This window comes from Olsenella sp. HMSC062G07 (assembly GCF_001811895.1).
GTDB lineage: Bacteria > Actinomycetota > Coriobacteriia > Coriobacteriales > Atopobiaceae > Olsenella_F > Olsenella_F massiliensis.
This window is the reverse complement of sequence record NZ_KV806951.1, coordinates 494765-520270: the sequence shown is the minus strand read 5'-3', so window position 1 is coordinate 520270 and position 25506 is coordinate 494765. Positions and strand designations below refer to the sequence as shown.

Here is a 25506-nt window from a genome sequence, read left to right as displayed (position 1 = left end):
GCGGGGACCAGCTCGTGAAGATCACGGAGTTCAACCCCAAGAACAAGAGGATCTACGAGGCGGGCGACGAGGCCTACGTGAACTTCTCGCCCGGGGACGTGCACGTGCTCTAACAAAAAGGGATAGCCCCTTTTGGCGTCGCGGCGGCATCGAGACGCGGGTTCCATGGGTTTGGGTCCGATGGAGGGGCGTCATGAGCGTCCTTCTTAGCGACACATGACCTCTAACTGTGAGAACATCGGCGCGGCGCCTTCGGGAAAACCCTCGTGCGAACCCTAACCCGGACAGCGCCGCTACCGTTCGAAGCGGCGGTCATCGACGCGGGGCATGGTCCTTTGTAGGAAGGCCATGTTGTCGTCGTAGTTGAGGGTAAAGACGCACCCGTAGAGCACATCGAGGATGTACTGCAACGCGATGTGGGACGCGAACTGCGATATGCGCTGCTGAGGGTCCTCTCGGTTGCTCACGCGGAGGTAGTGAGCGAGATGCGGATGCAGGCGTGCCCCCTCGTTTGCCCCTACGAAGATGGTGGGGACGTCCTCGCCGCGCAGGATTCCAAGCACCTTCGGCAGGAAGGTCGCCCTGCCCGAGTAGGAGATGGCTATCGCCACCGTTCCGGGCTGGGAGGCGGAGGCGAGGATGCGCTGCTCCTCCTCGGCGGCGGGGAGATCGGCTATTCGACCGATGCGCAAGAGCCTCTCGCGAAAGGTGGCCGCCACGTGCAGGTTGTGCGAGTGGGTGTATATGCTCACGCTCCGCGCTCGGGCGATGAGCCGCGCGCACGAGTAGAGCTCGGAGTAGTCAACGCATGAGACGGCATCGGCGATGGTAAAGTCGTAGAGCGCACGGAAGCTCTGCACGATGAGGCGGGGCGAGTCGTCGGCCATGAAGGGGTAGTCGACGTTCACCTCGTCGAAGGGGACGCTCTGGACAGTCGAGCGCGCCACCTCCGTTTTGAGTTCGCGAAAGCCCCTGAGTCCGATCTTTCGGCAGAAGCGGCTCACCCCGGCGGTCGAGGTATGGGATGCCCGGGCGAGGTCCTTGATCGAGAGGGAGTCGAAGTCTCCCCTGAGGGCGAGGACCGTGCTCGCGATGGCACGGTCGACAGGGGTGAGCCCCTCGCTCGACTCTATGCGACGGCGGAGGTCTATGGGCACCCTTCCTCTCAGACTTATCAGAACTTATCATAGCACCTCTTCTTTTTGGGACCATCTCTGAAAAGGCTTTCCAAGCTTCCCGGGGGTCACCTAGGCCGCCCCTGGGCCATCCTATACTCGCAGTCGTGGCACCTTCGGCACACGAGCAAGGAGGCACGCAATGGAACCAGAGAGGAACGAGCCGAGCAAGGGCATCAAGATTGTCACCATTGGAGGGGGGAGCAGCTATACCCCTGAGCTCATAGAGGGGTTCATCAAACGTTATCACGAGCTTCCGGTGCGCGAGATCTGGCTCGTGGACGTGGAGGAGGGAAGGGAGAAGGTAGCGATCATCGCCGCCATGGTGCGCCGTCAGTGGAAGGCGGCCGGCCACGACGTCGAGGTCCACGTGACGCTTGACCGTCGCGAGGCCCTGCCGGGCGCCGACTTCGTCACCACGCAGTTTCGCGTCGGGCTGCTCGAGGCTCGCATCAAGGACGAGCGCATTCCGCTCTCCCACGGGATGCTCGGCCAGGAGTCCAACGGCGCCGGAGGTATGTTCAAGGCGTTCCGCACCATCCCGGTAATCGGCCAGATCATCGCCGATATGCGCAAGCTGTGCCCTGACGCCTGGCTCATCAACTTCACCAACCCGTCCGGCATGGTGACGGAGGCCGCCATCAAGCACTTTGGCTGGAAGCGCACCATCGGCCTGTGCAACATCCCCGTCATCTCGATGATGAAGGAGCCCGCACTCATCGGTCGCGATTCCAGTGAGCTGACCTTCCGCTTCGCCGGGCTCAATCACTTCCACTGGCACAAGGTGTTCGATAGCTGCGGTAACGACCTTACCGACGAGATGATAGGGCACGCGAACGACCCTGACGGCCCGTTCCCTGCGAACATCTTCGCCGCCGAGTTCCCTTGCGACCTGCTCCATTCGATGCATCTCATGCCCTGCGGCTATCACCGCTACTACTACATGGCCGACGAGATGCTCGGTCACTGCGTCGAGGACTTCCGGGCGAATGACACGCGTGCCGAGCACGTCAAGGAGGTCGAGGACGAGCTGTTCGAGCTTTATCGCGATCCAACTCTCAATGTCAAGCCCGCCCGTCTCGCCAAGCGTGGCGGCGCCTACTACTCCGACGCCGCGTGCGAGTGCATCAGCGCCATCTACAACGACAAGCACGAACACATGGTCGTATCTACCGAGAATCGCGGTGCGCTGCCCGACCTCGACCCCTCGTCGATCGTGGAGGTCTCCTGCCTCATCTCGGCGACGGGCGCCGAACCCATCGCCTGGGGTCCCATGCCGAGCGCCGAGAAGGGCTGGCTGCAGGTCATGAAGGCGATGGAGGAGCTCACCATCGAGGCTGCCATCACCGGTGACTACGGCCTAGCCCGTGAGGCCTTCACGCTCAACCCGCTCGTGGCAAAGAATCCCGAGGCCGTCGAGGTGCTCAACCAGCTCCTCCTGGCCCACGAGCGCTACCTCCCCCAGTTTGCCGACGCCATCGCAGGTCTCAAGGCCGCGGGGGCGAGGGTGACCGACCCCGTCGTCCTCGAGCTGCTCGCAGAGGGCAAGTAGGGAAAATCCGTCGGGAAGGAGAAGAGATGACCGGAATCGTTCTGACAAGCCACGGGAATCTTGCGAAGGGGGTGAGGGACTCCCTAGAGATGCTTCTGGGCGGGCAGGACGACCTCTCCTGCGTGACGCTTCTGCCGAGCATGTCCCCCGACGAGCTGAGGGTGGCTCTCGAGTCTGCCGCTGCAGGCCTCTCGGATCCCGATGACGTGCTCCTTCTCGTCGACCTGTGGGGAGGCACTCCCTTCAACCAGGTATCGACGCTGCTTGCAGACCATGCGGGATGGGTCCTGGTCACAGGCCTCAATCTGCCCATGGCCATCGAGGCATGCTCGTCGCGAGACGATGGGTCGAGCGCACGGGAGCTCGCTGGGCAGCTTCTGGTGGAGGGACGACGGGGGGTTCGCGTGCTTCCCGAGGACCTTGTCCCCCGAAGGGCATCCGTTCCGGCACCCGCGCCCGCCGCGGCGACGAAGGGTGGGGAGGGTGGCCTCAACATCAAGTGGGTGCGCATCGACACGCGCCTGCTGCATGGCCAGGTCGCCATGGCGTGGTCAAAGGAGATTCGCCCCAATCGCATCATCGTGGTCTCAGATGCGGTCGCCCATGACGAGCTTCGTAAGAACCTCATCACGCAGGCGGCTCCCCCAGGGATCAAGGCGAACGTCTGTCCCGTGTCGAAGCTGGTCCAACTTGCGGGAGACCCGCGCTTCTCGACGACGAGCGCCCTGCTCCTTTTCGAGACGCCTCAGGACGTGGTGCGCGCCGTCGAGGGGGGCGTGGGCATCGGCCACGTGAACGTCGGCTCTATGGCGCACTCCGCGGGCAAAGTCGCTATCAACGAGACGGTCTCGATAGACGCTGATGACGCTAGGGCGTTGAAGTGCCTGCATGACAGCGGGTGCGAGCTCGGTTGGCAGAAGGTCCCGACAGACCGGGAGGAGCCAATATGGCCCCTCGTCGAGGGCAGCGGCCTGCTCGGCTAGGCAGTGAATCAGCATAGGGAGGGTTATCAATGGAAGTTCTGCTCGTTCTTATCGTCGCTCTGCTCGCGGGGTTCGAGGGCATCCTCGACTCGTTCCAGTTCCATCAGCCCATCGTGGCGTGCACGCTCATCGGCATCGTGACGGGGCATCCTGTCGAGGGCATCCTGCTCGGAGGGTCCCTGCAGCTTGTGGCGCTCGGGTGGATGAACATCGGCCCCGCCGTCGCCCCTGACGCCGCGCTGTGCTCCGTCGCCTCGGCGATTCTCGTGTGCATGAAGGGCGTCGACATGGGCGTAGGCATCTCGGCTGCCATGGCGCTTGCTGTGGCTGGGCTGGGCCTCACGATCATCGTCCGAACGCTTACGGTCGGTCTCATCCATGTCGCAGATGCCTCTGCCGAGAGGGGCAGCGTGCGCGGGGTCGAGATGGCCCACATGGCTGCTCTCATGCTTCAGGGACTGCGTGTCCTCATTCCCGCTGCGTTCATCATCGCGGTGCCCGTCGAGGTGGTCCAGGCGGCCCTCGGTGCCATTCCCACATGGGTCACCACGGGCCTCTCGACCGCGGGCGGCTTCATCGTCGCGGTGGGATATGCTATGGTCATCAACATGATGGCCACTCCCAAGCTCTGGCCGTTCTTCTTCTTGGGCTTCGCCCTTTCGGCGCTCTCCGCTCTCAATCTCATCGCCATGGGCATCATCGGACTCTGCATCGCCCTTGTGTACCTTCAGCTCGCTCCCGAGTTCAACTCTGTCGGGGGCAGGGAGGCCTCGACGGGGATCGCGGGCGACGACCTTGACGCCATCATCAACGACTACGAGTAGGGGGCTTGCAATGGAAGACAAGACTATTGCCTCGACCTCGGCGAGCGCCGGGAAGAGGTTCCAGATCACGAAGCGCGACCGCATCGCCGTGTGGCTTAGGAGCACGTTCATGCAGGCGTCCAACAACTACGAGCGCCTCATCACCATGGGATTCACGTTCAGCATGGCCCCGCTCGCGGACAGGCTCTACCTCCGTCGTGAGGACAGGGCTGCGTTCCTCAATCGCCACCTCGAGTTCTTCAACACCCACCCCTACCTCGCCTCTCCGATTCTCGGCGTGACCATGGCGCTCGAGGAGGAGCGCGCGAACGGCGCCGACATCGACGACGCTGCCATCCAGGGCGTCAAGATCGGCATGATGGGTCCTCTCGCCGGCGTGGGCGACCCGGTATTCTGGGGCACGCTGCGTCCCATCCTGGGGGCGTTTGCGGCATCGCTCGCCCTCACGGGAAACGTCATGGGCGCCGTGGCGTTCTTCGTGGTGTGGAATGCCGTGCGCATGGGGTTCACCTGGTACACCCAGGAGCTCGGGTACAGGCAGGGGAGAAACATCGTCTCCGACCTCTCCGGTGGCATCATGCAAAAGATCACGACCGGCGCCTCGATCCTCGGCATGTTCGTGATGGGCGTGCTTATCCCGCGCTGGACGAGCATCAACCTTTCGAACGTGGTGCTCTCGACGTCCGACATGGGCGCCGTTGCCGAGAAGTTTCCGGCAGTGACGACGCTCGTCGACCTTCTGAATGGTGGGCAGCAGGTCGCCGCAGAGGCGCTCACGAATGGCTTTGCGGAAATTGACGGGCTGCTCTCGAGCGGCTATACGGTACTCACCAACGCGACGGCCTATCCTGACGCGCCCGTTCGACTCATGCAGACGACTACGTTCCAGAGCGTGTGCGACTCCCTTCTTCCCGGCCTCATGCCGCTCGCCCTTACCGCGATCTGTCTGCTGCTGCTTCGCAGGAAGGTGAATCCCATCCTCATCATCTGTGGTCTGTTTGCCGTCGGTGTCCTCGGGGCGTTCGTGGGGGTCTTCTAGTCTCGGCGCGCCTGTTTCGCTAATTCGCGCCCTCGGCCGGACGGCTTGCCGTCCGGCCCTCCCAGAGAGGGGAACCCAATGCCAGCGTTCGAGAGCACGCGCGGTTATGGGTTCATGAACGGGGAGGTGGAGCTCGAGGTACCCGCCACCGCCTCGGTCCTGCCCCTCTTCTCAAGGTTCGGCACGCTCATGCTCGGAGAGGCGGGAATCGAGTTTCGCTTGCGGGGGGGGCGGTGGTTCGTGCAGGTCCCCTAGGGGAATGTGAGCAGTGTCCGCGTCGATGCGTACGGCTCGTTCTACCAGGACCCCAAGACCGGCAAGGACTTCTATGCCGTCCATGATGCCAACATCGACATCGACCCCGGCGAGTTCGTCACCCTGCTCGGCCCCTCGGGCTGCGGCAAAACCACCATCCTGCGCATGGTGGCCGGCTTCGAGAGCCCCGACGAGGGGGAGGTCTACCTCGGGAACGAGGCCATCAACGAGCTCACCCCCAACAAGCGCGACACCGCCATGGTCTTCCAGAGCTACGCGCTGCTGCCCCACTACAACATCTTTGACAACGTCGTCGCCTACGGCCTGAAGCTCCGCAAGCTCGACAAGGCGACCGTCAGGGAGAAGGTCACCAGCATCCTCGGGCTCGTCGGTCTCGAGGGCATGGAGGGCCGCATGACCAACCAGCTCTCGGGCGGCCAGCAGCAGCGCGTCGCCCTCGCCCGCGCGCTCGTGCTCGAGCCCGCTTCATGGGCCACTACCAGAACTACCACGTGCTCTGCGGGGACCAGCTCGTGAAGATCACGGAGTTCAATCCCAAGAACAAGAGGATCTACGAGGCAGGTGACGAGGCGTGCGTGAACTTCTCGGCCGGGGACGTCCACGTGCTGTAGGCGGGCGACCGTAGGCAGGCGGCGATCAGCGCTGCGGCCCGAGCGCCTCTGCCCTGAAGGCCCCCTTGGAACGTCCCGGCTCTAGGGCCGGGACGCTCATCTTGCCTTATGACTCACTTTACGGCTGCGCTGGCGCTCATCTTGCCTAATGACTCACTTTTGACGCCATAGAGGCCCACATCTGAGTCAAATGACAAGATGAGCCGGGTAAGATGCGATTCACTCACAACCAAGGAGGTGTCATGCGCAGGAGAGACCGCGAGATAAGCGACTTCGACGAGATCGTCAACGTCATGCGCAGGTGCGACGTCTGCCGCATCGCCCTCAACGGCGACGACTACCCCTACATCGTCCCCCTCAACTTTGGCATGGACGTGACGGACGGTCGCATCACGCTGTACTTTCACAGCGCGAACAAGGGCACGAAGCTCGACCTCATCGCCCGGGACGCCCGAGCGAGCTTCGAGATGGACTGCGACCATGCTCTCGTCATGTACGACGAGCAGATGAGCTGTACGATGGGCTACGCGAGCGTCATGGGTCGCAGCGTCATTGAGGTCGTGCCTGCCGAGGGCAAGGTCGCGGCCCTGAGGGCCCTCATGGCCCGGTACCACGAGGCGGACTTTCCCATTAACGAGAGGCTCCTGCCCGCGACGACGGTCCTCAAGATGACCGTGACCGACGTCACCGGCAAGCGCCGCGACAACGTCCACGCCGACCGCAAGGGGCGCACCATCGATCCTCCAAGCTCCTACGGCGGCGCATCGGAGGAACACGCAAGCTGACGCGGCGGCGCAAAACCCCTGCGTTATCAGCGGTCTGGCGATTGTTAAAGACCCGGCAGGCGGCAAAGCCCGGCGATCATCCGCAAGCCCTCGCGATTGTCCGCAAGCCCGGCAATTATCAGCAACTCAGGGGATTATCAGCAAACCCAGTAATTATCAATGGCAGAAAAAGACGATTCCTGCCATTAAATTTGCATTGTCCCAGGATTCGAAAAATTAGCGGCAGATTTCGCGCCGCCGTGACCATTAAATTTTGCGGCCTCGCGTGCCCGTGCGGTCTCTTGCGCGTGAGCGACGCCCGGCGCTTGACTGCCTCCGCGCCACGGCGCCCGTGCCGCCGGCACGGCAGAGTTGCCGGCGTCGAGCAAGGGATGCCGGCGGCGCACGCCGTCGCCGTTGTCGCGCAAACGTTGCTCTCCCGCCCGACCTTGACAAAAAGAGAGAAAGAAAAACCCCGCACCCGCATTTGAGCAGGTACGGGGATTACTTGTGGTGGGCGTTATAAGATTTGAACTTATGACCTCTTCCGTGTCAGGGAAGCGCTCTCCCCCTGAGCTAAACGCCCGAACATGTCTCGCCGCACGTGGGGCCGCACAGCGCGTTAGCTACTATAGACGATACAAGCTGGGAGCGCAACAGAAACTTTACCTGCCCCACAAGAATGACGATTGCCGCTGGGGTGGTAGTTGGCGGTTGCCGCTGGGGTGACGGCTAAGCATGGCAGCTGCCGCCGGCAGTACGCTTGCTACTTGGATGGGCAGGTTCCGAAGACGCTTTGGGTGACGCGCCCTCGCGCCCGCAGCCCGCGTCCGACATGCGCCCGGCGTCCGGCCTCGCACACCGCCTCCGGAATCGGGCGCCGGCCCGCGCCCGGCCCGCACACCCCGCGCCAAAGACCGCGCGCTACGCCCACATGTGACGGATGCAATGGCTCATCTGGGCATCCTTGAGCCTCAGGGTAAACGGGCACGGCGCCAGCCGATAGGCCAACATGAACACCTTGAGCCTTAACCAATGACCGTTGTATCGCATCGCCGTCGCCTCACATCTCCAGATGCCGGAACCCCCACCTCAAAGGGAAAGGTCCCGGCGCGGTTGAACGCTGCGATAAACATCCGAATGGCATTGGACGGGGTGGTGCCGATCTGCTCGGTCGCCGCAAAAAACCTGTCCTTCTCCTCGGGCATGACCTTCGCGACGATCGGAGTCATCTTGTCCTTCATATGATTCTCCGAGCTATGGGTGTGCTGCGTGGGTTCTACGTGGGTGCTGCGTTGTACTGCTGCATCTAAGTATAAAGTATGATTTGGTATGCCTTAGTATTCTTTTGTTATACCGCTACTTCAACATACACCTTTCAGGATGCAAAGATCCTGAAAAGCTTGATGAGCTGGCAAACGGCAAAGAAGGCGACATCAGCGGCAGCAGACATAGGGGCGACGTCGGGCGGGAAGGGGCGACAAAGGATGCCGAGGCATGTGGTTGACGCAACACGACACCGGGTTAGTGCGACACGACGCCGCGGCCGTGACATCGCTGCTCCCAGCCGTGCAGTCCTCTCTCGGCGAGAGGTCAGCGAGAGACGATTCCCCCGCCTAGGCAGCGCAGGCCGTCATAGACCACGACGCTCTGCCCGGGAGCGACGCGACGCTGCGTGCTCGAGAAGCGCACGAGGGCGGCCGCGCCCGTCGTGGCAGCCGCGTTTGCCGCGCCCAACGCAACCGGAGTCACCGTCCCGCCCGCCGCATTTGCGGCCACGGGTTCGCACCCCAAGACAGGCTCCACCTCCGCCGGGACGAGCGTGCCCGTGTGACGGCAGCGCACCGTCAGGGAGCCCCCCCGCGGCGGCTCCCCGGAAATCCAGCGCACGCCCTTCAGACGCAGCTCGTCGCACATGAGTCCCGGACTGTCGGGGTCGTCCGTCACGTAGACCACGTTGCTCTCGACGTCAGTGTCCACCACGTAGCGACGCGGGCCGCCGCCTAGGTCAAGACCCCTGCGCTGCCCCACCGTAAAGAGAAAGGCCCCCTCGTGGCGGCCCAGCTCCCGCCCCGTCTCCCATTCCACGATCTTTCCGGGGCGCCGCTCGAGCGCGTCCAAAAGGAAGCTCCTGATGCCCACCTCGCCCACGAAGCAGATGCCGTCGGAGTCGGGCTTGGCCTCCACCCCCAGGCCTCGCTCGGCACACATGCGACGCACCTGCGCCTTGTCACGCACGTCGCCCACGGGAAAGAGCGTGTGCGCAAGGACCTCCTCGCCCACGCGCCAGAGGAAGTAGGTCTGGTCCTTGTGCTCGTCGCGGGCGCGCAGCAGGTGCGCATGGCCGTCGCCGCCCGCCCTCACGCGGGCATAGTGTCCCGTCGCCACCGCGTCGGCGCCTGCGGCGAAGGCGCGTCGGGCAAAGCTGCCAAACTTGATGGTCTGGTTGCACATGACGTCAGGGTTGGGCGTATAGCCGCGCGCATAGGCGTCCACGAGGTAGTCCACGACGGTCGCCTTGTACTCCGCCTCGCAGTCCCACACCTCAAGCCCGATGCCCAACGTCACGCACACGCGCTCGGCGTCGGCAAGGTCGTCGCTCCAGCGGCACTTGAACCCCGGAAGGTCACGACTCCAGTTTCGCATGTAGACGGCGCGCACGTCATAGCCCCGCTCAACGAGCAGCGCCGCTGCCAGGGCAGAGTCCACGCCCCCGCTCATTCCCAGGTAGACCAGGGCACCAGGGGACGCCGAGGACGCCTCGTCCCCCATGGGGCGTCGGGGTGCCCGTCTTCTCTCGTCACGCATACGGCGACTTCTCTCCCACGGCGCCGCGCAGCTCCCGCGACGCCGCGCACACATCGTCCTCTGACAGGCTCAGGCGGTCCATCTCGTCGTGAACCGCCGCCACGAGCGCCTCGGCTGCATAGGCAACCTCGTCCTCGGTGGTTGGCCGACCCAGGGTCAGCCGCAGGCTTCCCGCCGCGACCTCGTCGGGAACGCCGATGGCCGACAGCACGTGGCTCACGCGCATCTTGCTCGCCGCGCAGGCGGAACCCGTCCCCACGCTCACGCCGCGCCTCTCCAGCAGGATCACCAGCCTGCGAGCGTCGAGCAGCGGAAGGCACAGGTGCAAAAGGCCCGGCAGGCGGCGCGCGTCCTTGCGCGGGCCCGACACCCAGGCCCAGGGGCAGGCCGTCAGAACCTGTCGTTGCAAGCGGTTGCGCAGGTCGCGCAGGCGGCGCGACTCCTGGGCACGCAGCCCGTCGGCCAGCTCGAGCGCCGCCGCAAACGCCACCACGCCCGCGACGTTCTCGGTGCCTGACCTCAGGCCGCCCTCCTGCCCGCCGCCCAGGACCAGGGGGCTGAGCGTCACGTCATCCGACGCCCAGAGAAGGCCCACCTGCTTGGGCCCGTAGATTTTGGAGGCCGAGAGGGTCATGAGGTCCGCGCCCAGGGTGCTCACGTTGACGGAGAGGTGCCCTGCGGCCTGGGAGGCGTCCACGTGCAGCCAGAGGGGGCGCCTCTCCCCCACCTCAAGGCGACGACGGCGCTCGGCCGCAATGACCTGCGAGAGCCGGCGTATGGGCTGTATGGCGCCGATTTCGCCGTTGGCGAGCTCCACGGAGACGAGTCCCACCTCGGCCGAGAGGGCGGCCTCGAGCGTGCGCGGGTCCAAACGACCATCCGAGCCCACACCCATCACGCGATGCGGACGGGCCGCCGCGCAGGAGAGCACGCTCTCGTGCTCGATGGCATCCACCAGCACCATGGCGTCCGCCTGGGCGTCAACGGCGGCAAAGGCCAGGTTGTTCGCCTCCGTGGCGCCGGCCGTCAGCACCAGGTTGTCAGGACGGGCTCCGATGACGCGTGCCAGGCGCCTGCGCGCGTCCTCGACGGCATCCTTCGCCTGCCGGGCACGCCGATAGGGGGCGGAGGGGTTCCAGAACCTCTCGCCCAGGTAGGGCAGCATGGCCTCGATGACGCGGGGGTCCATGGGCGTCGCAGCGGCATAGTCAAGGTAGACCTCGCGCACGCCCGTCGCCGGGACGCCCGGGCATGACGTCGTCATGTTTCCTCCTTGCGCAGGGGTTCCGTCGCCCCTGGCACAATCACTGCCGCCGTCCTCTCCGACGCGCCCGACGCCGCTCCTGCCGTCGAACCCGCCGTCACGTCCACCGGCATGGTGCAGGCCATCGCGGCCGATGTGCCCGTCGCGACCGTGCCGTTAACGCCCGGAAGGCCGGCCGTGGGCAGCTGCTGGCCCACCACCATGTTCTGGAAGCGGTTGGCCATCCATTCATCCGTGTAGTGCTCGTCGATGAACGTCTCGAAGGCGTTTTGCGGCGTCTCCCCCATCTGTCGCTGAGAGCGCATGTAAAATGCGGAGACGGTCAGGAACACATCCAAGGCGAGATACGCGCTCAAGAGCGTCACGAACAGCACCTGTCGGCTCGTGGTTGCCTCGCCGATGCGAAAGAGCAGGTCAGGCATCGCCAGGCGCACCCACACCAGGCCCAGCAGCCCCCACAGCGCCATGGAGCTGCACGACACCCACTGCGTGATGTGGTCAGGAAACCCCAGATACGTCCATGATTGAGCGTGGAAGATCCGGTCCATGGACCAGCCCGCCACCTGCTCGATGAGCCCGCCGGCCACGGCCATCACCACAAACTGCACGGGAACGCTCGCATGAAGGCGCCGCAGGGCAAAGCCCAGATAGGTGAGGGCGACGGCGCCCACGCCATAGAGGGGCGAGAAGGGGCCCCACACCAGGCCGACGCGGCTCTGCCTGACGCCCTCGCTCGCGAACATCCAGAGCTCCTCGAGCACGAGACCCGCGACCGAGGCGATCACGAAGATATAGACGACCTGGTACCAGCCAAAGTCCATGATCTCCAGGTAGCGCTCGCGAGCGCGGACCGCGTGATTCAGCACCTCGCGACGCTGTGCGCGGGAGAGATACCTGCCGCGCAGCTCGGGCGAGAGCGTCGTCTGGGCCATCTTGCGGTGGTCTATGGCGTCATCAAGGTCTTTTCCACGCCCCAGCCAGGTCCAGAACTGACGCAGGAGAAAGAGGGCGCCGCGAACGGCGAGCAGCAGCACGAAGAGGGTGAGGATACTGGTGAGCATGCAACTCCCTATACGAGGTCAGGCCGCAGGCAGCGTCGCCCGAGGCGGCCAGGAGCGGGCGAGACGTCCTCAGCGGGCGAGCCGGTCCCAGACGGGCGGGACAGCTCCGGGCGCTGGCGAGACGTCCGACGGATTTGCGAGGCATCCCTATCCTATACGTAGCCCCTCTCGACCGCAGCTGAAAAGACCTAGCCCACGGCACTTTCGTAGTTTTCAAAAAAAGTGCTTGCATCGCACAGTCCGGTCACGTATATTATTCCTCGCGTTCGCGGGCTTAGCGCAGTTGGTAGCGCGCCACCTTGCCAAGGTGGAGGTCGCGGGTTCGAACCCCGTAGCCCGCTCCATGTATTTTCTGGGCCGACGCGTTCGGCCTTTTTTGTACGGCGAGATGGCCAAGTGGTAAGGCAGAGGCCTGCAAAGCCTTTATCCCCGGTTCGAATCCGGGTCTCGCCTCCAAGAACGTGAGAGGGCGGCCCTTCGGGACTGCCCTTTTTCTTTCTCTCCCCCTTCTTCCACCCTTCTGTGCCCCTTCTTTCACCTTTTTTGCCCCTTCTCGCCTTCTTCTGTGGTCTTCTCTACAGGGTTTTCCTGGTTCGCGCGGCGCGTTTCCCTCCGGCGTGGTGACACGGACGGATTCCTTTACGTTTGCAAGCCTTGAGCCCGCACGCCAATACGTTTGAGAGACCCGGCCCACACACCAATACGTTTGAGAGCGTCAGCTAGACGGAGCTATAGGTTTGAGAAATCGGCGCGACGTTTGCCCAGGTAATAATCTCTGCAAATCCTCAAACTTATAATCCTGTGGATGGGACACTCTCAAACGTATTGCGCTGTGCCGGGGACACTCTCAAACGTATAGGAATCCCGGGCACGACGCGGGCACGGGTCTCAAACGTATAACAATGCGAGACGAGATAACAATGCGAGGCGAGACGAAATCACCTTCGTAGGCCAAACCCTCGGCCTCTCAGCCACACCCTCTCGCAGCCTGCCGCCTAGCGACGCGGCTTGCCTCTCAACGACGCAGCCTGCCGCCTAGCGACGCAGCTTGACGATGCGCACCAGGGTGCCTTTGCCCCAGGGCTTGCGGCCGATGGTCACGGAGTCCGCGAGAAGGCGCATGAGCCTGATGCCCCGACCACGCTCGGACGTCTCGTCCACGCGGGGGACGGCCTCCCCCGCCCGCAGCTCAAAGCCGCAGCCGCAGTCCGTGACGTCAATGACGACGCGGTCCTCGTAGCATGCGAGCACCACGAGGGCGCACTCGCCGGCGGCGTGGTCGATGGCGTTGCCGATGGCCTCGCCCACCGTCAGCATGAGGTCAAACAGGCAGTCCGAATCCATGCCGACCCGAGACAGATGGCGCTCCACGCTAGCGCGCGTGCCGGCAAGGTCCGAAGGGTCGATGCGCACGACGCAGCGCCAGAGCGGAACGGCGGACGCCGGCAGCTCCTGCACCTGTCGAGAGCCGCCCGCGCCCGAGACGGGCGCGAAGTCAACGAGCCTTGACAGCCTCAGGGTACGCATGACGCACTCGTTGGCCTCGGTGATGGAGAGAAGTCCCCCCACGGAGCGCATGCGACGAATCTCGCCCAGGACGAAGCCCAGGCCCGTGGAGTCGATGGCAGTAGCGGCGGCCATGTTGAGAATGATGCGCCGGCAGCCGTCGTCGATGAGGCCCTCCACGAGCCGCCGCGTGCGAGGGACGGTCGTGACGTCCAAATCACCGCCCACATGCACCACCGCGATGTTGGGATGCGTGTCCATGGACTGCTTGTTCCCCAAAGCCCCGGGAGCTAGACAAAGCGACGCTGAGCGCCGTGCGACGTGACGCGAAGGGGGCGCCGTGCGACGTGACGCGAAGGGGACGCCGTGCGACGTGACGCGCCCGACGCCCCGCCGACATCACGGTGCGAGGCCGCCGCCCAGGCTGTCAAAGCGTAGCAGCACCATGGCGACGTCATCGTCAAGCTGACGGTCGGTGAACGCGTCCAACGTCGCGAGCAGACGATCGAGGAAGCCCTCATAGCCCCGGGTCGCCTGGGTCATGACGGCGTCGCGCAGGCCCTCCTCGCCAAAGAACGCCCCGTCCGGCGAGCGCGCCTCCGTGGTCCCGTCGGTATACAGCAGCAGCAGGTCGCCCTCCGAGAGCCTCACCCTGCCGTTCTTGTAGTCCATCTCGTGAAAGGCCCCCACGACCCCCGACTGTACGTCCAGGCTCTCGATCTCGCCCGTGTCGCCTCTCACGAGCAGCGCCGGCGGATGTCCCGCAGAACAGTAGGTAAGAAGGCTCACCCGCAGGTCCACGATGCCCACGAAGAGCGTTGCGAAGGTCTCAAGGCGCGAGAAGCCCAGCAGGAAGTCGTTAAGCAGGCGCACCATGCGCGCGGGCGAGAGGCCCTGCCACGAGTAGGCGCCCAGCGCCGTGCGCACGGCGGCCGAGACGGACGCCGCCTCCACGCCCTTTCCCGAGACGTCACCCATGATCACGCAGGCACGCTCGTGAGGCAGGCGCACGAGGTCGTAGAAGTCGCCGCCCACGTAGGCCGTCGCCGTGGCGGAGGAATAGATGCCCTGGGCGGACAGGCCCCTCACGCTCTGAAGCTCGTTTCTCATCCCCGTCTGCAGGGCCTGGGCGATGCGCTGGTCCTGCCGGCGCGCCTCCTCGCCCAGGGTGAGCTCCCGGATGTCATGAGCGACTACCCGCAGAAAGCGGAGCTCAAGGTCGTCGAAGGGCTCGGCGGTGGCGTCGCGCAACACCAAGAACACCTGTCGGCGCCCCCCTAGGCAGCCCAGGTCAAGCACTGCCCCTCGGTCCGACGCCCCGTGCGCGTCGAGCCATCGGGCCAGGTCGGATTCCGTCGCGATGCCCAGGACCTCCGACTCGGCCACGTCGCCGTGGGCACAGGCAACCAGGGGCGTCGTCAGCCCCAGGTCCACGGCAAGCGACACGTCACCTCCCGGCAGAGCCACCGTGACGTTGCCGTCAGCTCCCGCGACGACGCGCACGGCGCAGGGGGTGGCACGCAGCTCCTGGCAGGCGCTCGCGAGACAGGACAGGACCGGGGCCTCCTTGGCCCCGCTGGCCTCCATGAGCCGCGCACGGAGCCGAGAGGCCACGTTGTCCAGGTGGTCCCCCTTGCGCTGGCGCAGGGCTGAGAAGGCGCCTACGAGCTGCACGGAAAGGTATTGGGCGACGGCGTCCAGCAGTTCGGCGTCCTCCCGGCGCGTGGGATGCACGTGCTCCCACCCCACCTCGATGAGGGCGATCACGTGGCCGCCAAACCACACGGGCACGGCGATGAAGCTCACGAACGGCGGCAGCGTCTCGGCACGCACCTCAAAGACCTCGCGGGTCTCCTCGTCCACCATCTCGCGAAACGCCGGGCGTCCCCGCCTGAGGGCGTCGCGTCTCGGCTCGAGCACCCTCAGCCTGAGGGCGCGACCCGCGCGCGTGGTGAGCTTCTCGATCATGTAGCCAAAGGGCATGTAGCGAGACACCCGCGCCTGCCTGAGGGCGGAGCTGCGCCCCCGCAGGTGGTAGCCGTCACCCTCGGCGACAAAGAAGAGGGAGCCCGTGGCCTCCATGATCTGGGTGATCTCCTCTATGACCTTTTCGAGCAGGGTCGTCACGTCCCGCGTGCCCAGGGTGCCCAGCACGATGTCAAGCGTGCCCGCGAGCCGGTGGTTGGCGCGTGAGAGCTCGCCCACGAGACGCTCGCGCTCGTCGTCGGCGGCCTTGGAAGCATCCGCCTCGTGTGCGACGACGAGATAGGGCCCGCGGGCAGAATCATCCGTCATGCCCACCTCGCGAGCGCGGACGGCAAGCTCGGTCTGGGCGCCGTCACCCGTGAGGCAGGTGAGCAGCTGCTGGCTTCCGTCCACGGAAAACGGCAGCGAGGAGGGAGAGAAGGGCCGTCTGGGCACCACGCCCACCGCAGGGGGAAACAGAGCGCGCACGTCCGTCCCGACGAGACCTTGAGGGCCGTGGACGAAGAGCCGCTGCGCATGCTCGTTGGCCAGCAGCACACGCCCCGTCCCGTCAAAGGCGAGGACGGCGTCGCTCGTGAGGGCCAGCAGGCCGGCGAGGGTGGCGTTGACGCCGCGGGCGCCGATGCCGTCAATCCGCCGAACGATCTCTCGCGCCATCATGACCTCCATCAGTCGTGGCGGGCGTGCCCTTGGACCCGACGCCGCAGCGGTGGGTCCCGCGAGGCGAGCTCCCATGAGACGCGGCGAGCACTCATGAAACGCGGCGAGCCGCCCATGAGACGAGATGAGCCGCCCATGAGAAAAAAGAGCGCTCCCGTTGGTTGGCCTGTGGCCTCTACCTGCGGGAACGCTCTTTGACACTCGTGGTGTCGGAGGCGGGACTTGAACCCGCACGACCTTTTAGTCAGTCACTAGCACCTCAAGCTAGCGCGTCTGCCAATTCCGCCACTCCGACATTCGTTTGGTGCGAAAGAAACAATACCACAGCGCCGTAGTCGTGGCAACAACAATTTTCCCGACGACGCCGTGACCCACCGTCCGCGACCCACAGCTCGCGGCTCGTGAGGCCACGCCCTCAGACCGCACCCTCACCTACAGCCCTACAGCCGTATCGAGCTCTCCTTGATGGGGTTCTTCTCGCCAAAGTGGCAGGCGCAGTAGTGCCCAGGCAGCACCTCACGCAGCGTGGGTACCTCACTCGAGCAGCGGCCCTGGGCGATGGGGCAGCGCGTGTGGAAGGGGCAGCCGCTGGGCGGGTCGATGGGGCTCGGCACGTCGCCGGCAAGGATGATGCGCTTGCGGGCGTGCTGAATGTCCGGGTCGGGCACCGGCACCGCCGAGAGGAGCGACTGCGTGTAGGGATGATGCGGCTCCGTGTAGAGCGACTTCCAGTCGGAGTGCTCCATCAGGTGACCCAGGTACATGACGGCCACGCGGTCCGAGATGTGCTGGACGACCGACAGGTCGTGGGCGATGAACAGGTACGCCGTGCCAAACTCGCGCTGAAGGTCGGACAGGAGGTTGAGCACCTGGGCCTGGATGGACACGTCCAGGGCCGAGACGGGCTCGTCGCAGATGATGAGCTTGGGCCTAAGGGCAAAGGCGCGGGCGATTCCCACGCGCTGGCGCTGCCCCCCTGAGAACTCGTGCGGGTAGCGGTTGATGTGCTCGGGGTTGAGGCCCACGACGTCCAGCAGCTCGCGCACGAACGCCGTGCGCTCGGCGGTGTCGGGCATGACGTTGTGGATGGCAAGCGGCTCGGAGACAATCTCGCCGATCGTCATGCGCGGGTTGAGCGAGGCGTAGGGATCCTGAAAGATGTACTGCATGTCGCGATGCATGGCCTTGAACTCAGCCCTGCTCATCGTGGAGATGTCCTTGCCGTCAAAGATGACGGTGCCCGAGGTGGGCGTCGTGAGGCGCATGATGGAGCGGCCGGTCGTGGACTTGCCGCAGCCCGACTCGCCCACGAGGCCAAAGGTCTCGCCCGGATAGATCTCAAAGCTCACGTCCTCGACGGCGTGCACCTTCTTGGAGCCCTTGCGATGCGCGGAGATAACGCCGTCCTCGACGGGAAACTCCTTGGTGAGGTGCTCGACCTTGAGCAGGGGCTGAGTGCCCTCATGCCTGTCCTGTCCCATCTATGCCTCGCCTCCTTCCTGTGCCGCGGCATGCCTGGGGGCATGCGCCTTTGGCGTGTCGGGCGCGGACTTGCCCCGCGTGCGCGAGGTGGCGGGGGCGTTGGCGGCGACGAAGGCGGCATCACCCGCAAAATGGCAGCGGGCGTAGTGACCCGTCTCGCTCACGTGCAGCTCGGGCGCCGTGGTGTGGCAGCGCTCTGTGGCATAGGGGCAGCGCGGCGAGAAGGGGCAGCCGGCAGGCACGTTGACCAGCGAGGGCGGGTTGCCCGTAATGGGCGTGAGCGGGCGCTTCTCGTCGATGATGGGATCGGGGATGGAGCGGTTGAGGCCCCAGGTGTAGGGGTGCAGGGGGCTGTAGAAGATCTCGTCGGCCGTACCGAACTCCACAGGCTGACCCGCGTACATGACCATGATCTTGTCCGCGACGTCGGCGACGACGCCCAGGTCGTGCGTGATCATGATGATCGCGTTGCCGTTCTTCTGCTGCATCTCCTGCATGAGCTCGATGATCTGCGCCTGGATGGTCACGTCGAGGGCCGTGGTGGGCTCGTCGGCGATGAGGATGTCGGGGTCGCAGGCAAGCGCCATGGCGATCATGACGCGCTGGCGCATGCCGCCCGAGAACTCGTGCGGGTAGTCCTTGACGCGCTGCTCCGGGTTGGGGATGCCCACCATGTCAAGGAGCTCGACGGAGCGCTGAAGGGCCTCCTTCTTGGAGTAGCCGCGATGCAGTCTGAGCCCCTCGCCCAGCTGACGTCCGATGGTGTACACCGGGTTGAGGGAGGTCATGGGGTCCTGGAAGATCATCGCGATGTCGTTGCCGCGAATGTGCTCCATCTCCTCCTCGCTCATGGCGAGAAGCGACTTGCCGTGATAGCGCACGTCACCACCCTCGATGCGCCCCGGGGGCATGTCGATGAGCCCCATGATGGTGAGCGAGGTCACCGACTTGCCGGAGCCGGACTCGCCCACGACGCCGAGGGTCTCTCCCCTGTCAAGGGTGTATGAGACGCCGTTGACGGCCTTGACCACGCCGTCCTGCGTATGGAAGAACATCTTGAGGTCGTCGACCTCCAGCAGGTGCTCGCCCTCGGGAACGGGCAGCTCCTTGAGGTCAACGTAGTTCTCGTCGCGCTTCTTTCGTCCAAACAGCATCTTATGCATCCTTCATCTTGACGTCGAGGGCATCACGCAGGCCGTCACCGAGCAGCGTAAAGGCGAGGACGGTGAGTAGGATGGCGAGGCCCGGCATGATCATGAGCCAGGGCTGGGTGGCGATGAACTTCTGCCCGTCCTCGATGAGGATGCCCCACGAGGGGTCGGGGGGCACGACGCCCATGCCCAGGAAGGACAGGGCGGCCTCCGTGAGGATGGCGCCACCTATGTTCATCGTGGAGTACACCACGATGGACGCGACGGAGTTGGGAAAGATGTGGCGCATGATGATGCGCGCGTCCGAGGCGCCCATGGAGCGCGCCGCGTCAACGTAGTCGTTCTCCTTGACGGAGAGGATCGCCGAGCGGAACACGCGGGCAATGGACGGCCAGCCGAGCACGCCGATGGCGATGAAGACGTTCTGGATGCCCGAGCCCAGGACCGCCAGCATGACGATCACGAAGAGGATGTACGGGAAGGCCAAAAAGACGTCGGCCAGTCGCATGATGACGGTGTCCCAGAAGCCGCCGTAATAGGCGGCGACGGCACCCATGACGAGGCCGATGAGGGTGGAGATGGCCGTGGCCAACAGGCCGACGGCAAGCGAGATGCGCGCGCCGTAGACGACGCGCGAGAGCACGTCGCGACCCACCTGGTCGGTGCCGAAGGGATGCGCGGCGCTCATGGGCAGACGCGCGTCATAGAGCTGCGCCGTGGGGCCGCCCAGCGTCTGCGGGACCCAGAGGTCGGCCGTGAGGGCGACGAGCACGATGAAGGCGATCCAGATGACCGCCACGATGGCAAGGCGGTTGCGCCTGAGGCGCGCCAGGGCGTCACCCCAGAGCGTGCGCGAGGGCGCGCCCGCGTCGATCGTCGTTCCCTCGGCCGGCGCGGCGTCGCGCTGCTGGTCGGGCGTCTCGACGGCGACGGGCTCGCCCTTCATCCATGACTTGAGGCTCATGTCAGCCTCCCCCCTATCCCTGATCCCTGGAGCTGCCGTACCTGATGCGAGGATCGAGGAAGGCGTAGCTGATGTCCACGATGAGGTTGATGACCATGACGACGATGACGATGATCGTCACCGAGCCCATGACGATGGGCCAATCGCGCTGCGTGATGGCGCGATAGGTCTCAAAGCCCACGCCCGGCCAGTTGAAGACCGTCTCGGTGAGGATGGCGCCGGCGAGCATGGCGCCAAAGTCGATGCCGATGTAGGTGACGACGGGGATGAGGGCGTTCTTGAGCGCGTGATGCAGGATGGTCGCGCGACGGGAGAGTCCCTTGGCCCGGGCGGTGCGGATGTAGTCCTGGTTCATGACCTCGAGCAGCTGCGAGCGCATGATGCGCGCCGTGTAGGCCGTTGAGACCGAGGCCAGCGTGATGGCGGGCAGGATGTAGTACATGCCCGCGTTGAACTCGGCGGTGGGGCCCCCCGCCCCCGAGATGGGCAGATAGAAGCCCCCGCCCGTCCAGTCCTTGACCATGATGCCAAAGAAGAGCTGCAGCAGCATGCCCAGCCAGAACGCGGGCATGGCGACGAGGATGGAGGTGGAGAGCGTGACGAGCACGTCCCAGAACGAGTAGCGCTTGATGGCCGACACCATGCCCGCCAGGATGCCGATCACCGCCTCGACGAGGATGGCGACGGCGGCAAGGCGGATGGTGTAGGGGTACTTCTCCATGAGGATGGACGAGACGCTCTTGCCGGACTGCTGGTAGGAGACGCCCAGGTCACCTTGGAGAAGCCCGCTCAGATACAGCGTGTAGCGCTTCCACAGGGGGGTCTCGACGGGGTTGCCGCTCTCGTCAAGGATGGGCTTGCCGTCGGCGTCGGTGTCGATGAGGTGATACGTGGCACGCAGGTTGAGCTCGGTCTGCGGGTCGAGTTTCTTCTCGCCGGCGATGAGCTTGATGGGGTCGCCGGGGACGATGTTCTGCATGGCAAATAGAATGAGTGTGACGCCCAGAAACACCGGAATGAACTGAAGAACGCGCTTGACGATGTACTTGCCCATACGAAGGACTCCTCCATGAGACGCCCCAGGCCTGGTCCTTGCTGGCGAGGGACGCCCTATCGCTCATACAAAACGAGGGGTGGGACACCGTGCTACCGATGCCCCACCACCATCGTGTGTCGCTACGACCTACGCGAAACCAAAATCAGCAAGACCTAAGCTTGGATGCTTGCGGTCGCAAAGTCAACCTTGCTCTGCGGGTCAAGATAGAGCTTCTCGATACGGGAGCTGCCGACCCAGTTGTGCGAGTAGAACATCAGGGGAATGATGGGCATGTCCTCGCCCAGGGTCTTGTTGATGGCACGGAAGGCCTCCTTGCGCTTGTCCTCGTCCGTGATCTGGCGCGCCGCGTCGATGGCCTTGTCAACTGCGGGGTTGTTGTACTTGGAGTAGTTGTTGTCCGCAGTGCTGTAGAAGTTGGGATAGATGAAGTTGTCCATCGTGGGATAGTCGGCGATCCAGCCGAGACGGCCCATCTGGAAGTTGCCGTCGCCGAGCTTCGTGAGGTAGGACGCCCACTCCTGGGACTCCTGCGTCACCTTGAAGCCCACGGCCTCGAGGTCGCTCTGGACGATGGACATGATGTCCTCGTGGCCGCCGCCCGAGTTGTAGCTGAGCGTGATCTCGGTGCCCGCGAGGTTGTTGTCGTCCACGAGCTTCTGGGCGGCCGCCTTGTCGTACTTGCAGTCGGGCCAGGAGTTGTCCATGTCCGGGTCAAGAATCTTGGGGAAGACGCTGTCGGCAGGGGTGCGCGTGCCCTCGAAGAGGGTGTCGCAGATGTTCTGGCGGTTGATGGCCAGCGAGATGGCGCGACGCACGGTCGCATCGGTGATCTTCTCGCAGTTGACGGCGAGGTAGTACACCGAGAGCTCGGCGCCGGTGAGGACCTGGTGACCCTTGGTGACGGTATAGCCGTCCTCGGACTTGCCGTACTTCTCGCTGATCTCGCCAAAGCGGCCCGTGGGAATCTGCGCCATGTCGAGGTTGCCGCCCTCGAACTCGCGGAAGGCGGTGTCGGGGTCCTTCTGGATGGAGAAGTTGATGGCGTCGAGCTTGGCCTTCTCGCCGTAGTAGTCGTCAAAGCGCTTGACGTTGATGTACTGGTCGGCCACCCAGTCGCCGTCCATCATGAAGGGACCGTTGCCGATGGGGTGCTTGAGGAACGACGCGGGGTCGTCCAGCGCGGCCTGGGGCACCGGCGCGAGGGCGGGGTGCGAGCAGACCGTGGGGAAGTCGGCCATGGGGGCGTTGAGCTTGATGACGAGGGTGTTCTCGTCGGGGCAGGTGACGCCCGAAAGCTCCTTGGCCTTCTTGCTGAGCATCTCCTCGTAGCCCACGATGGGGGCAAGGTGGTAGTTGATCTCGGAGGGGGTGGACATGTCGGGGTCGCAGATGCGCTCGAAGCCGCGCTTGAACGCCTTGGCGTCCACGGCGTCACCGTTGTGGAACTTGGCGCCCTTGACCAGGTGGAAGGTGAACTCGGTGTCGTCGTCGTTGGACTCCCAGGACTCGGCCGCCTTGGGGACGACCGCGCTCTTTGACCAGTCGTAGTCCGTGAGCGCGTCAAACAGGATGTGCTCGACCTGCGTGCCCTGGTCCTCCTGGGTGTTGTAGGGGTCAATGGCAACGGGGTTGTTGATGTAGTACTTCAGGGTGCCGCCGGCGCCCGTGCCGCCATCAGAGGATCCGGCGTTCTTCTTGCCGCATCCGGCAAGGGCCGCAAGGGCCGTCGACGCGAGCCCCCCCGCAACGAAGCCACGGCGCGTTACTGCATGGTTCTGATGCATGAAGTTCCTCCGTTTCCATGCGCGACGACCGTGACGCCGTCGCGCAACTCTATGGGAAAACATGGGAATACCGCTTAACCAGCCCATGTTTATGGATAGTATTACCTATTTTATGCCAAGGTATGCAGCTATTGCAACGCCAGGCCAAACAGGACACCCATCGAAAACTTTCCCCCGCTGGCGACATTGTCGCCCGCGGGCGATCCGATTGCGCTACACGCCCAGGATGGTGCCGTTGGGGAAGGTGATGGCAAGCACCAGCACACAGATCACGAACACCGTGGTCGTGATGAGGGTGAGGCGGTCGAGATTATGCTCGAGGATGCCCGTCCCCGCGCTGGCGTTATACAGCGAGGCGGCAATCATGTCCGACACGCCCGTCCCCTTGCCGGAATGCATGAGGATGAGGACGATGCTGAGGAAGGCCGAGACGAACATCAGGATGAGGACGATGGTGTTGAAAATACCCACAGAGGCTCCTTTGACGACGGGGCCGGCGACGCTGTCGCATCGCCAGCCCCCGACACATGCGCATTCGCTGGTACTCTAGCACAGATGAGCGCGGCGCACGTCCGGCCTGCCTACATGGCCGCCCTCACCATGGCGGCGAAGGAGTCCGCCTTGAGCGACGCGCCGCCCACCAGGGCGCCGTCGACGTCCTTCTGATCGAGGAAGCCGGCAACGTTCTCGGGCTTGGCCGAGCCGCCGTACAGGATGCGGATGCCGTCGGCCGTCGTGGCGCCGAAGACCTCGGTGAGCGTCGCGCGGATGGCGGCGCAGACCTCCTGGGCGTCGTCGGCCGTGGCGGTCTTGCCGGTGCCGATGGCCCAGATGGGCTCATAGGCGACGACGTACGCCGAGGGGTCCTCGATGGTGAGGCCCGCCGTGTCCTTCTTGATCTGGTCGACAACAAAATCAACATGAGTGCCGGCCTCGCGAACCTCAAGCGGCTCGCCGCAGCAGCTGATGGGGATGAGGCCGTGGGCCATCAGGGCCTTTGCCTTGCGGTTGACGTCCTCGTCCGTCTCGCCAAAGTAGCCCCGACGCTCGGAGTGACCGATGATGCAGTAGCGAACGCCCACGTTGGTGAGCATGTCAGGAGCGGTCTCGCCGGTGAAGGCGCCCTTCTCCTCCCAGTAGACGTTCTGGGCGCCCAGCGCGAAGGATGCGGCCTCCTGCTCGATGACTTCCGCGACGCCCTTGAGGTCAACGGCGGGCGGACACACGACGACGTCCACGTCGCCGCTGCCGTCGGCGAGCTCCTTGGCAAGGCCCTGCGCGAGGATGACGCCCTCGGTGTAGGTCTTGTTCATCTTCCAGTTGCCGGCGATCATACGGTTACGCATCGAGAAGCGCCTCCACTCCGGGAAGGGCCTTGCCCTCGACGAGCTCCATGGATGCGCCACCACCGGTGGAGATCCAGCTCATCTTGTCGGCCAGGCCAAACTTGTTGATGGCGGCCACCGAGTCGCCGCCGCCGATGATGGACGTGCAGTCGGCGTCGGCGATGGCGCGGGCCACGGCCTCGGTGCCGGTGGCAAACTGGTCCATCTCGAAGACGCCCATGGGGCCGTTCCAGAAGACGGTCTTGGCGCCCTTGACGGCTTCGCAGTAGAGCTCGACGGTCTTGGGGCCGATGTCCATGCCCATGCGGTCGTCAGGGATCTTGTCAGAGTCCACGACCTCGCCCTGGGCGTCCTCGCCAAAGTGGTCGGCCACGACGTTGTCCACGGGGAGCAGGATCTTGCAGCCCTTGGCCTCGGCCTTCTTGAGCATCTCGCCGGCGCGCTCGACCCAGTCCTCCTCCTTGAGGGAGGTGCCCACCGTGTAGCCCTTCGCCAGGAAGAACGTGTAGGCCATGCCACCGCCGATGATGAGGGTGTCCGCGGCGTCGATGAGATGGTCGAGAACGCCGATCTTGGACGACACCTTGGAGCCGCCGACGATGGCGACGAAGGGACGCTCGGGCTCGGCGAAGATGGAGGTCAGGGTGTCGACCTCCTTCTCAAGCAGGAAGCCCGCGACGGCCGGGATGTGGGCGGCGGGGCCGACGACGGAGCCCTGGGCGCGGTGCGCCGTGCCGAAGGCATCAAGGACGAAGACGTCGCCGTAGGAGGCGAGCCTCGTGGCGACCTCGGGGTCGTTCTTCTTCTCGGCCTTGAGGAAGCGGACGTTCTCAAGGACGAGGATCTGGCCGGGCTTCAGGGCCTTGACTGCGGCCTCGGCCTCGTCGCCATAGGTGTCGGCCACGAACTTGACGTCGTAGCCGGTCAGCTCGGCGAGCTTGTCGGCTGCGGGCTTGAGCGACAGCTCGGGCTCGGGCCCGTCGCCCTTGGGGCGACCGAGGTGGCTCATCAGGATGACGGCCGCGTTGTGATCCTTGAGGTAGGTGATCGTGGGGATGGCGGCGCGGACGCGCGTGTCGTCGGTGACGACGCCGTCCTTGAGGGGAACGTTGAAGTCGACGCGCACGAGGACGCGCTTGCCGTCCACGTTGACGTCACGGACGGTCTTCTTGGTAAATGCCATGCTCGCTCCTTCTGGTAGCGGTGCCCGTGA

Annotated in this window: 22 protein-coding genes and 4 tRNA genes; 9 read left to right on the top strand and 17 right to left on the bottom strand. The window is 64.8% G+C overall.

Annotated features, from left to right (window positions below; genetic code table 11):
- Window positions 1-293: 293 nt before the first annotated feature.
- The gene (locus HMPREF2826_RS05520; RefSeq protein WP_168163985.1) at window positions 294-1157 is read right to left on the bottom strand and encodes a MurR/RpiR family transcriptional regulator; all 864 of its coding nucleotides are present in this window, start codon (window positions 1155-1157) and stop codon (window positions 294-296) included.
- 160 nt (window positions 1158-1317) lie between these two features.
- Between HMPREF2826_RS05520 and HMPREF2826_RS05515 the strand changes: the two genes are divergently transcribed.
- The 7 genes from HMPREF2826_RS05515 to HMPREF2826_RS05490 all read left to right on the top strand — a co-directional run bounded on the left by HMPREF2826_RS05515 (window position 1318) and on the right by HMPREF2826_RS05490 (window position 7245).
- On the top strand, window positions 1318-2727 hold the full coding sequence (locus tag HMPREF2826_RS05515) for a 6-phospho-beta-glucosidase (protein WP_070639916.1): 1410 nt from the start codon (window positions 1318-1320) through the stop codon (window positions 2725-2727).
- Window positions 2728-2753: 26 nt separating this feature from the next.
- Window positions 2754-3710, top strand: coding sequence for a PTS sugar transporter subunit IIB (locus tag HMPREF2826_RS05510; protein ID WP_070639913.1), 957 nt, complete (start codon window positions 2754-2756; stop codon window positions 3708-3710).
- Window positions 3711-3739: 29 nt separating this feature from the next.
- Entirely contained in the window at window positions 3740-4534 is a 795-nt protein-coding gene (locus HMPREF2826_RS05505; RefSeq protein ID WP_070639910.1) for a PTS mannose/fructose/sorbose transporter subunit IIC, read from the top strand.
- A gap of 10 nt (window positions 4535-4544) precedes the next feature.
- Window positions 4545-5573, top strand: a complete 1029-nt coding sequence (locus tag HMPREF2826_RS05500) for a PTS system mannose/fructose/sorbose family transporter subunit IID (RefSeq protein WP_070639907.1) — start codon at window positions 4545-4547, stop codon at window positions 5571-5573.
- A 78-nt stretch (window positions 5574-5651) separates the two neighbouring features.
- Window positions 5652-5828, top strand: coding sequence for a hypothetical protein (locus tag HMPREF2826_RS09430; RefSeq protein WP_168163984.1), 177 nt, complete (start codon window positions 5652-5654; stop codon window positions 5826-5828).
- Between the two features lie 6 nt (window positions 5829-5834).
- A complete protein-coding gene (locus HMPREF2826_RS05495; RefSeq protein ID WP_246824699.1) occupies window positions 5835-6365 on the top strand; it encodes an ABC transporter ATP-binding protein in 531 nt (176 codons plus the stop codon).
- A gap of 337 nt (window positions 6366-6702) precedes the next feature.
- Window positions 6703-7245: a pyridoxamine 5'-phosphate oxidase family protein gene (locus HMPREF2826_RS05490; protein ID WP_070639904.1), complete on the top strand. Its 543-nt coding sequence runs from the start codon at window positions 6703-6705 to the stop codon at window positions 7243-7245.
- A 490-nt stretch (window positions 7246-7735) separates the two neighbouring features.
- Here the strand turns inward: HMPREF2826_RS05490 and HMPREF2826_RS05485 are convergent.
- From HMPREF2826_RS05485 to HMPREF2826_RS05465, 5 genes are all read right to left on the bottom strand, one after another.
- Window positions 7736-7810 (bottom strand) — tRNA-Val (locus HMPREF2826_RS05485).
- Between the two features lie 442 nt (window positions 7811-8252).
- Window positions 8253-8468, bottom strand: coding sequence for a type II toxin-antitoxin system RelB/DinJ family antitoxin (locus HMPREF2826_RS05480; RefSeq protein WP_070639902.1), 216 nt, complete (start codon window positions 8466-8468; stop codon window positions 8253-8255).
- 349 nt (window positions 8469-8817) lie between these two features.
- A complete protein-coding gene (mnmA, locus tag HMPREF2826_RS05475) occupies window positions 8818-10032 on the bottom strand; it encodes a tRNA 2-thiouridine(34) synthase MnmA (RefSeq protein ID WP_246824698.1) in 1215 nt (404 codons plus the stop codon).
- Entirely contained in the window at window positions 10025-11296 is a 1272-nt protein-coding gene (locus HMPREF2826_RS05470; protein ID WP_070639896.1) for a cysteine desulfurase family protein, read from the bottom strand. Before HMPREF2826_RS05470 ends, mnmA begins: the two co-directional genes overlap by 8 nt.
- Window positions 11293-12357 (bottom strand): putative ABC transporter permease, encoded by a 1065-nt coding sequence (locus tag HMPREF2826_RS05465; protein WP_070639893.1) that lies wholly within the window; start codon window positions 12355-12357, stop codon window positions 11293-11295. Before HMPREF2826_RS05465 ends, HMPREF2826_RS05470 begins: the two co-directional genes overlap by 4 nt.
- 268 nt (window positions 12358-12625) lie before the next feature.
- On the opposite strand from HMPREF2826_RS05465, the gene HMPREF2826_RS05460 reads away from it, so the two are divergent.
- Window positions 12626-12701, top strand: a tRNA-Gly gene (locus HMPREF2826_RS05460).
- A gap of 38 nt (window positions 12702-12739) precedes the next feature.
- Window positions 12740-12813: transfer RNA gene (locus HMPREF2826_RS05455), tRNA-Cys, on the top strand.
- Between the two features lie 579 nt (window positions 12814-13392).
- On the opposite strand, the gene HMPREF2826_RS05450 is transcribed toward HMPREF2826_RS05455, so the two are convergent.
- The 11 genes from HMPREF2826_RS05450 to pgk all read right to left on the bottom strand — a co-directional run bounded on the left by HMPREF2826_RS05450 (window position 13393) and on the right by pgk (window position 25476).
- Window positions 13393-14124, bottom strand: a complete 732-nt coding sequence (locus HMPREF2826_RS05450; RefSeq protein ID WP_070639890.1) for an anti-sigma factor antagonist — start codon at window positions 14122-14124, stop codon at window positions 13393-13395.
- 138 nt (window positions 14125-14262) lie between these two features.
- Window positions 14263-16506 carry a SpoIIE family protein phosphatase gene (locus HMPREF2826_RS05445; protein WP_246824697.1) on the bottom strand — a complete coding sequence of 748 codons (2244 nt, stop codon included), beginning with the start codon at window positions 16504-16506 and terminating at the stop codon, window positions 14263-14265.
- Window positions 16507-16713: 207 nt separating this feature from the next.
- Window positions 16714-16804: transfer RNA gene (locus HMPREF2826_RS05440), tRNA-Leu, on the bottom strand.
- A 145-nt stretch (window positions 16805-16949) separates the two neighbouring features.
- Window positions 16950-17990, bottom strand: coding sequence for an ABC transporter ATP-binding protein (locus HMPREF2826_RS05435; RefSeq protein ID WP_070639887.1), 1041 nt, complete (start codon window positions 17988-17990; stop codon window positions 16950-16952).
- On the bottom strand, window positions 17991-19145 hold the full coding sequence (locus tag HMPREF2826_RS05430) for an ABC transporter ATP-binding protein (protein ID WP_070639884.1): 1155 nt from the start codon (window positions 19143-19145) through the stop codon (window positions 17991-17993).
- Window position 19146: 1 nt separating this feature from the next.
- Window positions 19147-20106, bottom strand: coding sequence for an ABC transporter permease (locus HMPREF2826_RS05425; protein ID WP_070639881.1), 960 nt, complete (start codon window positions 20104-20106; stop codon window positions 19147-19149).
- Between the two features lie 13 nt (window positions 20107-20119).
- Window positions 20120-21160, bottom strand: a complete 1041-nt coding sequence (locus HMPREF2826_RS05420; RefSeq protein ID WP_070639878.1) for an ABC transporter permease — start codon at window positions 21158-21160, stop codon at window positions 20120-20122.
- 155 nt (window positions 21161-21315) lie between these two features.
- Window positions 21316-22947 (bottom strand): peptide ABC transporter substrate-binding protein, encoded by a 1632-nt coding sequence (locus HMPREF2826_RS05415; RefSeq protein WP_070639875.1) that lies wholly within the window; start codon window positions 22945-22947, stop codon window positions 21316-21318.
- Window positions 22948-23160: 213 nt separating this feature from the next.
- On the bottom strand, window positions 23161-23418 hold the full coding sequence (gene secG, locus HMPREF2826_RS05410) for a preprotein translocase subunit SecG (RefSeq protein ID WP_070639872.1): 258 nt from the start codon (window positions 23416-23418) through the stop codon (window positions 23161-23163).
- Window positions 23419-23528: 110 nt separating this feature from the next.
- Complete coding sequence (gene tpiA, locus HMPREF2826_RS05405; protein ID WP_070639869.1) at window positions 23529-24293, bottom strand: triose-phosphate isomerase; 765 nt, start codon at window positions 24291-24293, stop codon at window positions 23529-23531.
- Window positions 24286-25476 (bottom strand): phosphoglycerate kinase, encoded by a 1191-nt coding sequence (pgk, locus tag HMPREF2826_RS05400; protein ID WP_058269883.1) that lies wholly within the window; start codon window positions 25474-25476, stop codon window positions 24286-24288. The genes tpiA and pgk overlap by 8 nt, the downstream gene beginning before the upstream one ends.
- Between the last annotated feature and the right edge of the window lie 30 nt (window positions 25477-25506).